Below are 12,464 nucleotides of genomic sequence, written 5' to 3'. Positions count from 1 at the left end.
CAAGGGGGAAAGATCCATGGGAAGACGACGGCTTTTCAGCCCTGAACCTTGTAAACGTTGGACGACAGTTGCAGCGTGGCGTCAAAGCTCACGGGGGGACGGTGCGGGTGTACTTTCAGTACCGCATCGACACGGAAACGCAGGTGCCGCTCCCTTTCCCTCGGCGCATCCAGATTCACCCTGACGCGGGACAAACGCGGTTCGTGGATTTCAATGGCGCGGCGCAGTTGCTCACGTAACAGTTCGCGGTCGTCGGGATTCAGCAGGCTGATGCCGCTCAGGTCGGGAATGCCGAATTGCAGCATGCTGTCCCCCGCCAGGGTATGAGCCTCGAACAGTTCAGGCTGCGCCATGACGCGGGTATTGAGCAGCGCTTCGAGATCGCGCGCCAGCGCACGGCGGAACTGAGGCAGCTCGAACAGCAGGTGCTCGGTCCCATGGCTGAGATCGGGCCGGTCGTCCAGCAGACGATCCAACACCGAAGGCAGTATCTGGGTATACCGCAGTGAGGGGGCATTCATCGCTCAGATTCCGAACAATTTGCTCAATTGACGACCAAGCAACCAATGGTAAGTCCCCCAGATCGCGGCGCCAGCCAAGGCCAGCAGCGCGAAGTACAACCACAGCGGCAATTCATGGCGGACATAGGCCTGGAAACGTTGCGGAAGCTGCCAATTGGGTGCGAATTCGGCCTTGCCACCCCGTACCTGCTGGATTTCCTGCCCCAGCTTGTGGGTGAGGTAGCCGAGTTTTTCTTCGCCCTCCAGCAGATAACGTCCCTGGAAGCCCAGCAGCAGGCAGGTGTAGTACACCTCCAGTTCCTCGATGTGGCGTGCCGGCTCCAGCCGCAGTTGCTCCAGTCGGTTGAAGAAACCTTCCCCGGCCAGGTGCTCGCCAAACAGACGCAGTTGCAGCGGCATGCGCTCCCACTCGTCGCGTAGCGAAAAATCGGACGACAGAATGATCTCATCCAACAAGGCACAGAACGCGTATTTGGCTTGGCCGATAGCCTCCACCGACTTGCCGAAATTGCGGGCGTTGCGTTCGTACTGCAGCAGGAACTGGTCGATACGGCGGTTGAACTCCACGCTGCTGCCCGGCGCGTTGCCGTCTTTCAGCAGAAACAGCAGGTACACGCCGTCTTCCAGCATCTCGCGCAGGCTGGGGCCGGTACTGGCCACGTTGATGGTGGACTCGTTGGCTGTTGTGGTTACGACGGCTTGACTCATGTTGGCCTCAACGGAAAACGGCGATCAGTTCCAGGGTCAGCCCGGACAAGGTTTGCGGAACGTAGATGCAGATGCTGCGCGACTGCAACATGCGGGCAAAAATGTCACCGTGCGGCTGGAGCGAAAAGTAATGATTTCCCACTCGCACCGGCACGGCGGAAGGCGTTTGCGCCGCGTGACTCAGCGCCACCCCGCGCATCGCGGAGTTAAGAATCTTCTCGACATCGTCCGGTGCGCCGATCTTGAACTTGAGCGGCACGTTGTCGATGACCTGGCTGGCCGGCTGTTCGCTCTGTACCGAAAGGTAAAAGTCGACGTTGTCCAACAGGCGGTCGCTCTCCAGCCGGCCAATATGGAAGGACGGCTTCGGGGAATGCAGCGGGATGACGACATAGCGTGCCGAGATGACGGTTTCCAGCAACTCCCGTATCTGCAGGTCCAAAGCAGCAAACACCGCATGCAGAGCGTCATGGCGGTAGGCAGGTATGTCGACCAGCGCATAGCGGGTGGAAAACGTCTGCAGCTCGCCACAAAACTCTGCCAGCGCCATGTACAGCTCTTCCGGGTGCAGCGGGTTGCTCAGCGACAGGTGGCGCAAACGAGCAAAGTTGCGATTGACGGTATGCAGCAACCAGAAGGCGCTGATGTCGCTGGAGCCGAATTCCATCACGCTCTTGGCTCGCTCGCGCTGTGCCCCCGTCAACGCCTGGCTTTTCACCAGCAGGATATCCAGCAGGCGCCGCACCAACTGCGGCAGTTCTCCCGCCGCACCGATGGTCAGCAGCGGCGGCAGGAAATCGCCCGCCACGCCCCACTGGCCGGTGGCATCCTTCTGCAGACGGCACAGTGGAATGGCATCGTAGCCGTCGCGGTTCTCTTCTTCGAACATCAGGCGCACGTTGGGCTCCAGTGTCGCCACTTCGGCCGGGAGCGCCTGGGTGTAGAGATCGGCCAGCTCCAAACCGCCATTCTGATAACGGCTAGGCCTGCCGGCCTGCTCGCCAGTGCGGGCATTGCCGCCATAGGCCTGCAGATCGGCCAGGCAGGCATACAGCGTCGTGGCCACGCCCAGTTGCGGTAGGGTCGAGAGGTCCCGGGACAAAGGCAATGGCGAGGACTGCGGGGCCTGATAGAGCAGGCCATCGCGGAACAGGATGCCCAGGGCATCCACCCGCACCATGCCCCCCTTCAGCGCCTGTTCGTCCAGCCGCAGTTGCTGTACACCCCACGTATGACGGCACAGCAACTGCTGGCGGCTGACGGCATCTTGCTCGAGAAACAGCGTTTGCTGCTGGAAATGCTGCGGGCGCAGAAACATGCCTTCGCCCCACAACACACGTTTAGCTTGTTGCATCTTCAATCAATCCGGTGAGCCAGGCACTCTGCACTGGCCAACACATCCAAAACCAACACGCTAGGCAAACGTCTGGCCTAGCGGCAATCGACCTGCAGCGACTTGGGCTGCCCCGGCAACAGCTTTGGCGGAGGCTTGACGGCACGCAGGTAACAGTCTTCCGCCGCGAACTGCAGCCCCTTGCTGCGCACGACATCGGCGTCGTACAGCAAGCGCCAGAAATGCCGGTCCGGCTGGCGGAACAGGGCCACCAGGCCAATGTGCGAGGCCTCGGGGTTCACCACGAAACCGGACACCGTAACGCGCGTACCCGGCAGCAGCGTCATCTCGCGCATGTCGAGCAGTTCGGATGCCAGCAACTCCTTGTCCGACTTGGCAGTCGCCAGCGCCTCCATGCTCAAGCGGTTGAACGCCTGATCCGACTTCAGCTGATAGACCCGCACCACGACCGACAGAGGCTTGCCGCGACCGTCGCGGTTCAGCTGCGCAGCGGCTTCCCCGGACACTTGTACTTCCTTGTTCGAAGCACACCCGGACATGAGCAATACGGCAGGCACCAGCCCCCCCAGAAACCCCCTGGCATGACGCCACAACCCGGCCTTGCAATGCTGCATCTGTCAGCTACCTCTGGAAATCATGCCAATTAGACATGATAATTGAAAAGCATTTTTTGTACAAAGTATGAATAAAATTAAATTTATTAGTATTTTTACCTAAAAAAACACAGTTAACAACATGGGCATTACACATAGCAGGCACATGAACGGGCTAGATTCAGTGCAGATCTACCTCGCACCAGCGACAGCCATGTTGCTGATATGCCTGGTCGCATGGGTTGGAATTCGCTTTTTCAGCAAAAAATCGTCAATAAATGAACAACATACAAAAGAGAAAGGCCACATAGCCACAACACTGACGACTACGACCAGCGCTCAAAATTTATGCAATAAGACATCGCCACGCGCAGCCAAGAACCACATAAACAATGCAAAAGAACATATAAAAAAGTACTTTGTCATTGCCAAATTACCCCTTGTTTCGCTATCTTTGGCCACCATGCCAGTCGTACTGGCTTTATTTTTTAGAGAAATGCACCGCTCGTCGGAATTCATCCCTAATGAATACACGAACAGCTCTCGCATCAAGCTGACCTTGCAGGAGGAGCAGTTGGTGCCTCCCCCTCCTCTGCCCCCGGAGGCTTTCAGGGATGCCATCAGCGAACAGCCACGACTGAACCGGGCGGACCGAGACTGGAACAAGCTCGATGCAGCGTTCGTTCAGACGGTGCTGCGCGTCATGGCACGTCTGGAGGCACGTGGCTTTCCCATGACCCTGCTGGAGGGTTACCGCAGCCCCGAGCGTCAGGATGCCCTGGCGGGACAAGGCACGCTGGTCACCAAGGCCAAAGGTGGACAGAGCAAGCACCAGTACGGCCTGGCCGTCGATCTGGCGCCCGTCAGAAACGGGAAAGTCGTGGTTTCGGAGCGCGCCCCCTGGGCCATGTCGGCCTACCTTGCCCTGGGGGAAGAAGCCACGGCGGCGGGACTGACCTGGGGCGGTAACTGGAGTTTCAAGGATTACGGCCATATCGAACGCAGCGGCTCGCTGAAGCAGCTGTTGGCCCGGCAGCAATAAACGAATAGGAAGGTGAAGAGGTGTTGAAAAAAGGTTGGCGTCGCTATGCCAAGGTGGCATCGGCGATCGGATTCCTGATCCTGATCGCCCTGATCTGGTTCCTGGGTGAATGGATGGGGCTGGAAACCCTAGAGGCCCGGCTAAGTTGCATCGTCGTGATCATGCTGCTCTGGGTGGCCAGCCTGCTGATCGGGCAACTTCTGGCCCGGCGCGCCGGCGGACTGCTGGAGAAAATGCTGCGCCAGCAGGCTGACGATGCCGTGATCCACGCCGGCTCCGACAAGCGCGCCGAAGTCACCCTGCTGCGCCAGCGACTACTGGCCGCCATCGACACCCTGAAGAAGTCGAAACTCGGCAACAGCAGTGGCAATGCGGCACTGTATGAGCTGCCCTGGTACATGATCATCGGCCACCCTGCCGCCGGCAAAAGCTCGGCCATCCTGCAGTCCGGCCTCACCTTCCCCTTCAGCGACAAGAGTGGCATCCAGGGGGTCGGCGGCACGCGCAACTGCGACTGGTTCTTCTCCACCGAAGGGGTGCTGCTCGATACCGCCGGCCGCTACGCGACCCAGAGCGAGGATCGAGGCGAGTGGCTCGCTTTTCTGAAACTGCTGAAAAAACATCGTACCAAAGCGCCAGTGAACGGCATCCTGGTCGCCATCAGCCTGCCCGAACTGGCCCAGCACCACAGCGAAGGCTTTTCGCTGTATGTCCGTCAGGTACGGGAACGCATCCACGAGGTCTGCAGCACGTTCGAGCTGCACGTCCCCGTCTACTTGGTGTTTACCAAACTGGATCTGCTGGGTGGATTCGCCGAGTTCTTCCAGGACATGCCGGAAGAAGAGCGCGCCGGGGTGTGGGGCTGCACGCTGACAGCCCACCAGGGCAACGGCTTCGATGCCTCCACCGTCGCCGCCCAGCAATTCGAGTTGCTTCACTGCGGTCTGGTGCAGGCCGGCGAGGAGAAGTTGCAGCAATATCGCGGCGATCAGGTTCGTCCGGCACACTTCGCTTTCCCGATCGAGTTTCACGGCCTGAAAGAAGCCGTCGTGAAATTCGTAACTCTGCTGTACGAGGACGACCCCTATCACGCCCGCCCCCTGCTACGCGGCTTCTACTTTACCAGCGCGCTGCAGGAAGGCACGCCGCGTATCGTGGCGGCCAACCGGGTTCAGGGTCAGTTCGATCTGGTTGCAAGACAGGGCGACAAACGTCAGGCCCCGGCCTCGTATAGCTTTTTCCTGGGCGACCTGTTTCGCAAGGTACTGTTTCCGGACCAGCACCTGATCTCCCGGCAGACCCGGCACAGCGGCAGCCGCTGGCGCATGGCAGCCATGGCGGCCGGCGTGCTGACGCTCAGCGTCCTGGCAGGCCTGTGGAGCTGGTCCTACATCGGCAACCAGCAACTGCTGGCGGAAATCAGCCAGGAACGGGAAGCCGCCCGCAAGCTGGCGGCTTCCGGCCAACTGTACGACAAGCTGCGCGCACTGCAGCAGTTGCAAACCCGCCTGGAGCAGTTGCAGGCGTACCGTACCGAAGGTGCCCCTTGGCAGATCGGCGTGGGTCTTTATCAGGGCAAGCCGCTGGAAGCCGCATTGCGCAGTGAATACTTTGCCGGCATCAAGACCCTGATGCTGATGCCGGTTCAGCGCAACCTGGAAACCTCCCTGCTCGCCCTCGACCAGCGGCAGCCGGTGCCTCCGCCCGCGGCACAGGAAGCCAAGCCAGTTGCGCCAACGCCCTCCCCTGTGACCACGCCGACAAAACCCAAGCCCCAATACCGCCCTCGGCTGCAAGGCAAACCGCTGCCGAACATCCAATTAGGCGTCATTCGCGAAGAATACCGGGGACGCCCAGTGCCCCTATCGAGCGACGACTACCACGTTCGGACTACCCTCTGGCCACACCATGCCCTGCAGCCTGTGGCGACAAACTGGCAGACAGCCGGCTTCGGTCTGCGCCGAGCTAGTTGGACATCACCGGTTCGCGTCGCGGCAGTCCAGCCGTCGGCAGCCCCAGTGGCCGCGGCCACGCAAGCCGTCGCGGCCGCCACGGAAGCATCCGCGGAGCGCCCGACCCAGGCCCCGGCCAAATCGCCACAGCTGGATGCCAGCTACAACGCGCTGAAAACCTATCTGATGCTGTACCAGCCTCAGCGCATGGAGCCGGCACACCTGGCGGACCAACTGCCACGCTACTGGCGCCCCTATCTGGAAGCCCAGCGCGGGCAATACAGCACCGAAGAGATCATGACGGTCGCCGAAAAGCTGCTGGCGTTCTACATCAGCCAGCTAAAGGCACCGGACCTGCCACTGATTTCGCCCAACCTGCGCGTGGTCAGCCAAGCACGCGAGGTGCTGCGCGGCTCTTTCAAGCGCATGTCGGCCGAAGAGCGGGTATTTAATGAAATCCGCGCTCGAGCCAACACCCGCTTTGCACCGCTGACCGTAGCCCGCATTCTCAACAACCGCGACCTGGACATCATGGCAGGCAGCCAGATGGTGGAAGGCGCGTTTACTCGCGAGGCATGGGATCAGTACGTGAAAGGCGCCATCGAGGAGGCGAGCAAGGGCGAAATCCGCAGCGACGACTGGGTACTGGCAGCCACCAGCCAGGACAACCTGGGCAAGGATGGCGACGGCGAGAAAAACCGCACCGCACTGGAGGCAGAATACCGCGCCGCCTATATCGACAGCTGGAAACGCTTCCTGCAGGGTGTCACGGTGCGCGATTTCACCAGCCCGGCACAGTCCGCTTCGGCCATGACTCGCCTGTCTGACCGGGAAACCTCGCCCATCAAGCTGATCCTGGTACGAGCGGCGATGGAAACGGCATGGGACAACCCGTCCGAGCTCAACCGTTCGCTGGAGAATGCCAAGCAGTCGGTGCTGGAAAAAACCGCTGCGCTGCTGAAAGGCGGCAGCGGCGAGAACACGCCCAAGGACAAGCTCTACGGCGAAGTGGGCCGGCAGTTTGCCGGGGTGGCCCAGTTGGTGAAAGGCGACAACGCCCCGATCAATGGCTACCTGGAGCAACTGGCCAAACTGAAAGCCAAGCTGGGTGCCATTGCCAGCACCGACGACCCGGGCTCCCTGGCACGTGCCACTCTGCAGGCCACCTTCAATAACAACGGCTCGGAACTGGCAGACAGCATCGCCTATGTCGACAACGCCTTGCTGGCGCAAAGCACGCCCGACACCGTCAGCCTGGTGCGTCCGATGCTGGTGCGGCCGCTCAGTCACTCCTACAGCGCCCTGCTCGGCCCTGTCAGTGCCGACATCAATCAGGCCTGGGCCACGGAGGTCCTGCCACAATGGCGCCAACTGGCGGCCAAATACCCGTTCAGCGATGCCGGCAACACGGCCTCCATTGCCGAGATCAACCGTTTCCTGAAGGCCAACGACGGCACGCTGGATCGCTTCATCAACAAATACCTGGCCGGCCTGGTCCAGAAAAAAGGCGACATGCTGGTGCCACGCGCCTGGGGCGAACTCGGTATCAAGTTCAACCCGGCCTTCCTCAGCGGTGTAAGCAGCCTGTCCGCACTGGCCAACGGCCCGTTGCAGGAGGGTGACAGCCTCCGTTTCGAGCTGCAACCGCAACCGACGCCGGGGCTCTCAGAGATCTTCTTCGATATCGATGGTCAGGAACTGCGTTATCGCAATGGCCCGCAAATCTGGCAGACCTTCACTTGGAGCGGCAACAGCCAGACGGCCGGCGCGCGCATCCAGGTGCTGTCCTACACCGGCGCCAGCAGCGTGGTGGCCAACCACCCGGGCGGCATGGGCCTGATACGCCTGCTGGCCGGAGCCAAAGTCGTACAGGATGGCTCGGATGGCACCCAGCTAGTCTGGACGCTGCGCAAGGCCGACGGGGATACGCAGAGCGTGCGTGTCAATTTCCGGGTACTCAGCGGCGTCAACCCGCTGCAGTTGGCCCGTCTTAACAAGCTGACGTTGCCCGAGCGCGTAACGTTGTAAACGAGGCCATTGTCTTGAGCTTCACTTTCAAACGCACCCAGGAAACTGCGGCATCGTACTGCATCTTCGGCAAACTGCCGCGCCGTGCCGATTTCATCCGCATCAATGCCACCCATCCGGCGGCGGCACAGCTGGACCACCTGCTGGCGGACAGCATCAGCCTGCTCTCCCCCGGCGCAGAGGCCGTCGCCCGCTACCGTGCCATGCCCCCCTCCTGCTTCGTGCTGCGCAGCCGGGATCAGGATTGGCTGTCGCTCGGTGTGATCCAGCCCAGCCACGACGAAAGCGGACGCAACTACCCGCTAGTGGCCGTCACCCAGCTGCCCGCCAGTCTGACGCTGCCACCGTTGGCCGTGCTGCTGCTCACTTGCGAGCTGTTCTTTTCCGGCCTGAAAGATCAACTTGCCAGCGCCATCGACAACGCGGTGGAAATGGTGGCCTGCCGCCAGTTTCTAGAAGCGCAGGCGCTGTTCGGCGTGGCCTCGAACGACGATGTCGCCCTGGCCGAGCAGTTGCTGTCCCGCCATCTGACCATCACCCCGGCGCACCAACTGGAAGGGCTGCTCGCCCGCCAGCCCGGCCATACGCTGGAAGCCACCTTGCTAGCTTTCATGTTCCACAGCCAGCTACAGCACCGCTTCCGTGACAGTCTGTGCGTACAGACCTATCTGCTACCGCTGCCGGCTACCGATGGCGAAGACATGCTAGCCGCCGCCACGTGGCTATCGCTGTACCAGGCCGCTGCCAGTGCTCATGGAGCCGACGATACCCAGTGCCTGCTGATCAACCGACCAGACGGACGCTTCCTGGCCCTGCAGCCACGCTCGCTGGATGCCCACATCGTGGCGCAATGCTGGGGCGAACGGCTGGACCAACGCTTTGTCGTGGACATCAGCGATGAGCAGGCACCCTGGCGCCGCCATCAATCCTACGCCGAGGCCTCCTACATCCTGGGACGGCGCCTGAACGACCCGGGTCTTAGCGTCGCGCAATTGCGCGACCTTGTCACCAGCCTTGCCCGCAGCATCGCCTGACGCCGTTCAACCCTGACAGACCATCTTTTCGAGAGCACACCATGAGCAAAGAAAGCACCCAGAAAAAACTGTCGCGGGTCCGCCCCCCGCGTGTGCAGATCACTTACGACGTCGAAATTGGCGACGCCATCGAGACCAAGGAACTGCCCTTCGTGCTAGGCGTGCTGGGCGACTATTCCGGTCACAGCAAGAATCCGCTGCCCAAGATGAAGGAGCGCAAGTTCGTGCAGATCGACCGCGACAACTTCGACGAAGTCCTCAAGGGCATGGCTCCGCGCCTGGCTATCAAGGTCGACAACAAGCTGGAAGACGACAACAGCCAATTGGCGATGGAGCTGAACTTCAACGAGCTGGCCGATTTCGAGCCGCAGAGCGTGGTGGCTCAGGTGGAACCGCTCAAGCGGCTACTGGAAGCCCGCACCCGCCTGGCCGACCTGCGCAACAAGCTGGCCGGCAACGACAAGCTGGAAGAGCTGTTGGACGAGGTGGTGCGTGACACCGAGAAACTGCGCCAGATCAGCCAAGCCACCCAAAGCGACAACACCGGAGAGTAAGCCATGAACAGCGTACAACAACTGGACACGGCGGCGAGCCCGAATGTCGTCGATGCCGGTAGTCTGCTGGACAGCATCATCGAGCAGAGCCGCATCGCCACCAACGACAGCGAAAAAAACCATACCCGCGACCTGATCGGCGAACTGGTGGCCCAGGTGCTGGAAGGCTGCGTGACCGTATCGCGCGATCTGTCCGCCAGCATTGATGCCCGCATCGCCGAGCTGGACGCCCTGCTGTCGTCCCAGCTCAACGAGGTGATGCACCACCCCGAGTTCCAGAAGCTGGAAGCCTCGTGGCGCGGCCTCAAGTATCTGGTGGCGGAATCGGAAACCAGCACCATGCTGAAGATCAAGGTGCTCAATGCCTCCAAGAAGGATCTGGTGAAGGACTTCAAGGCCTCGCCGGAGTTCGATCAGAGCGCCTTGTTCAAGAAGATCTACGAGGAAGAGTACGGCACCTTCGGTGGCGCACCCTACGCCGCCCTGGTGGGCGACTACGAATTCACCCGCCACCCGGAAGACTTCTACCTGCTGGATGAGCTGTCCCATGTTGCAGCCTCGGCGCATGCCCCACTGATCTCCTCCGCCTCCCCCGGCCTGTTCGGCTTGGAAAGCTTTACCGACATCGGCAAACCACGCGATCTGGCCAAGATCTTCGACACCGTGGAATACGCCAAGTGGAAGTCTTTCCGCGAATCCGAAGATTCGCGCTACGTCGGCCTGGTACTACCGCATGTGCTCGGCCGCCTGCCATATGGCCGCGACAACGTGCCGGTAGAAGCATTCGACTTTGAAGAAAACGTCGACGGCAGCCATCACGGCAAATACCTGTGGACCAACGCTGCGTATGCCTACGCCGCACGCCTGACCGATGCCTTCGCCCAGTACGGCTGGCTGGCGGCGATCCGTGGTGTGGAAGGCGGTGGCCTGGTTGAAGGACTGCCCGCACACACCTTCAAGACCGATGACGGCGAGGTGGCGCTCAAGTGCCCCACCGAAGTGGCCGTCACCGATCGCACCGAAAAGCTGCTGTCGGACCTTGGCTTCATCTCGCTGGTGCACTGCAAAAACACCGACTACGCCGCCTTCTTCAGCGGCCAATCGGTGCAGAAAGCCAAGACCTACAACACCGATGCGGCCAACGCCAACGCACGCCTCTCCACTCAGCTGCCCTACATCTTCGCCGTATCGCGTATTGCGCATTACATGAAATCCATCATGCGCGACAAGATCGGCAGCTTTGCCTCACGCCAAAACGTGCAGGACTTCCTGAACACCTGGTTGGCGCAGTACGTGTTGCTGGACGACTCCGCCAGCCAGGAAGCCAAGGCTAAATACCCGCTACGGGAGGCCCGTGTAGACGTGGTGGAAGTCCCTGGCAAGCCGGGCGTCTATCGCGCCGCGGCCTTCCTGCGCCCGCATTTCCAGCTGGATGAACTCACCATTTCCCTGCGTTTGGTTGCCGAGCTGCCTCAGCCGGCAGGCTAACGCCACGACGACTCACCACCCTGTCGGCATTCGGTGCCGACAGGGGGCGAGGTATTTGCTTTGGAAGTAGCTCTTCCATTTTTATTTATCCAAGGAGAATGCAATGGCTTTTGACGCCTTCCTGAAAATCGACGGAATTCCAGGCGAAAGCACCGACGATCAACACAAAGACTGGATCGAAATCCAGTCCTTCTCCCACCTGATCGAGCAGCCGGCCCAGGCCACGGCCAGCTCGGCCGGTGGCGCCACTGCCGAACGCGTCAACCACGGCGTGTACGAAATCACCCACTTCCTGGACAAGGCCAGCCCGAAGATCTACGAAGCATGCTGCACCGGCAAGCACATCAAGGACGTCACCATCGAGCTGTGCCGCGCCGGCGGCGACAAGGTGAAGTACATGGAGATCAAGATGGAACAGGTGCTGGTCTCCAAGGTCGAGCCGAATGGCTCGGCCAACGATGCCGGCTTCCCCAGCGAGAAGGTCAGCTTCAGCTACGGCAAGATCAAGTGGACCTACACCCAGCAGAAACGTGCCGACGGCGCCGGTGGCGGCAATGTCAGCGCAGGCTGGGATCTGACCGCCAATAAAGTCATCGCTTAATTTATTTGATGTAGATAAAGGCCCGCGTTGGTAATCATGCGGGTCTTTGATTTTGAAAGGGAAATTCATGTTTTACAAAATTGCCTCTCTCGCTATTTGTGCCTCCCTGCTCATGGGCTGTGCCGGAACCAAGCAGGCGGCTCAAAATGCGGCAATGAATGCGGCCGCGGCACAAGACCCGCAAGGAAAGACTATTGTGGCCAAGGTCACGGCGGAACTGGACCAGGCCACCACGAAAGTCATTGAGGAAACCGGCAACAAAACCATCGCCAAAGACCCGACTCTGATTCCCTTCGAGAAGATGAGCTCGAAGCTGACCCCGGTTACCGAGCAGCAAGTACGCGCCCTGGCACCGGCTCTGGTCATCGCCAAACAAATCGTCGTCACCGGCTTTTGTAATGGACGTGAGGTTGGCAATGCCTCTTCTGCCGCCAGAGCCAGGGCGATGGTCGTGAAAAGCCTGCTGGTCGAAAGCGGCATCTCGTCCATACGAATTACCGTCCGTGCCGACACCAAGCAAAAACTGCATGCAGTTCGTATCTCGTTCAACGGTTGACTCCCGATGGATGCCGTGAGCGCCCTTGAACTT

Annotated in this window: 11 protein-coding genes; 7 read left to right on the top strand and 4 right to left on the bottom strand. The window is 60.6% G+C overall.

The features are described 5' to 3' along the window. Window positions 1-35: 35 nt before the first annotated feature. The 4 genes from tssE to tssJ all read right to left on the bottom strand — a co-directional run bounded on the left by tssE (window position 36) and on the right by tssJ (window position 3,197). Window positions 36-521 carry a type VI secretion system baseplate subunit TssE gene (gene tssE / locus AC3WG5_RS18815; protein ID WP_492570234.1) on the bottom strand — a complete coding sequence of 162 codons (486 nt, stop codon included), beginning with the start codon at window positions 519-521 and terminating at the stop codon, window positions 36-38. 3 nt (window positions 522-524) lie between these two features. Beyond that, complete coding sequence (gene icmH, locus AC3WG5_RS18810; protein ID WP_014086380.1) at window positions 525-1,229, bottom strand: type IVB secretion system protein IcmH/DotU; 705 nt, start codon at window positions 1,227-1,229, stop codon at window positions 525-527. A 7-nt stretch (window positions 1,230-1,236) separates the two neighbouring features. Further along, window positions 1,237-2,583, bottom strand: coding sequence for a type VI secretion system baseplate subunit TssK (gene tssK, locus AC3WG5_RS18805; protein WP_492570232.1), 1,347 nt, complete (start codon window positions 2,581-2,583; stop codon window positions 1,237-1,239). 77 nt (window positions 2,584-2,660) lie between these two features. Beyond that, window positions 2,661-3,197, bottom strand: coding sequence for a type VI secretion system lipoprotein TssJ (gene tssJ, locus AC3WG5_RS18800; RefSeq protein WP_492570230.1), 537 nt, complete (start codon window positions 3,195-3,197; stop codon window positions 2,661-2,663). Window positions 3,198-3,360: 163 nt separating this feature from the next. Between tssJ and AC3WG5_RS18795 the strand changes: the two genes are divergently transcribed. The 7 genes from AC3WG5_RS18795 to AC3WG5_RS18765 all read left to right on the top strand — a co-directional run bounded on the left by AC3WG5_RS18795 (window position 3,361) and on the right by AC3WG5_RS18765 (window position 12,431). Beyond that, window positions 3,361-4,218 carry a M15 family metallopeptidase gene (locus tag AC3WG5_RS18795; protein ID WP_492570228.1) on the top strand — a complete coding sequence of 286 codons (858 nt, stop codon included), beginning with the start codon at window positions 3,361-3,363 and terminating at the stop codon, window positions 4,216-4,218. A gap of 20 nt (window positions 4,219-4,238) precedes the next feature. After that, complete coding sequence (gene tssM, locus AC3WG5_RS18790; RefSeq protein WP_492570226.1) at window positions 4,239-8,198, top strand: type VI secretion system membrane subunit TssM; 3,960 nt, start codon at window positions 4,239-4,241, stop codon at window positions 8,196-8,198. 14 nt (window positions 8,199-8,212) lie between these two features. Then, the gene (gene tagF / locus AC3WG5_RS18785) at window positions 8,213-9,232 is read left to right on the top strand and encodes a type VI secretion system-associated protein TagF (RefSeq protein ID WP_482583004.1); all 1,020 of its coding nucleotides are present in this window, start codon (window positions 8,213-8,215) and stop codon (window positions 9,230-9,232) included. Between the two features lie 41 nt (window positions 9,233-9,273). Continuing rightward, window positions 9,274-9,786, top strand: a complete 513-nt coding sequence (gene tssB, locus AC3WG5_RS18780) for a type VI secretion system contractile sheath small subunit (RefSeq protein WP_492570224.1) — start codon at window positions 9,274-9,276, stop codon at window positions 9,784-9,786. A 3-nt stretch (window positions 9,787-9,789) separates the two neighbouring features. Further along, window positions 9,790-11,274, top strand: a complete 1,485-nt coding sequence (tssC, locus tag AC3WG5_RS18775) for a type VI secretion system contractile sheath large subunit (protein ID WP_014086373.1) — start codon at window positions 9,790-9,792, stop codon at window positions 11,272-11,274. A 103-nt stretch (window positions 11,275-11,377) separates the two neighbouring features. Then, window positions 11,378-11,875 (top strand): Hcp family type VI secretion system effector, encoded by a 498-nt coding sequence (locus tag AC3WG5_RS18770; protein WP_008955330.1) that lies wholly within the window; start codon window positions 11,378-11,380, stop codon window positions 11,873-11,875. A gap of 67 nt (window positions 11,876-11,942) precedes the next feature. After that, window positions 11,943-12,431 carry an OmpA family protein gene (locus tag AC3WG5_RS18765; protein WP_008955331.1) on the top strand — a complete coding sequence of 163 codons (489 nt, stop codon included), beginning with the start codon at window positions 11,943-11,945 and terminating at the stop codon, window positions 12,429-12,431. Window positions 12,432-12,464: the final 33 nt, after the last annotated feature.

Source organism: Pseudogulbenkiania sp. FW507-F1 (assembly GCF_058781125.1).
This window is presented reverse-complemented; position numbering and strand designations above follow the sequence as displayed.

Bases quoted from the DNA above. Each gene is read 5' to 3' on its own strand.
- tssE (WP_492570234.1), bottom strand. From the start codon at position 521: ATGAATGCCCCCTCACTGCGGTATACCCAGATACTGCCTTCGGTGTTG.
- icmH (WP_014086380.1), bottom strand. From the start codon at position 1,229: ATGAGTCAAGCCGTCGTAACCACAACAGCCAACGAGTCCACCATCAAC.
- tssK (WP_492570232.1), bottom strand. From the start codon at position 2,583: ATGCAACAAGCTAAACGTGTGTTGTGGGGCGAAGGCATGTTTCTGCGC.
- tssJ (WP_492570230.1), bottom strand. From the start codon at position 3,197: ATGCAGCATTGCAAGGCCGGGTTGTGGCGTCATGCCAGGGGGTTTCTG.
- tssB (WP_492570224.1), top strand. From the start codon at position 9,274: ATGAGCAAAGAAAGCACCCAGAAAAAACTGTCGCGGGTCCGCCCCCCG.
- tssC (WP_014086373.1), top strand. From the start codon at position 9,790: ATGAACAGCGTACAACAACTGGACACGGCGGCGAGCCCGAATGTCGTC.
- AC3WG5_RS18770 (WP_008955330.1), top strand. From the start codon at position 11,378: ATGGCTTTTGACGCCTTCCTGAAAATCGACGGAATTCCAGGCGAAAGC.
- AC3WG5_RS18765 (WP_008955331.1), top strand. From the start codon at position 11,943: ATGTTTTACAAAATTGCCTCTCTCGCTATTTGTGCCTCCCTGCTCATG.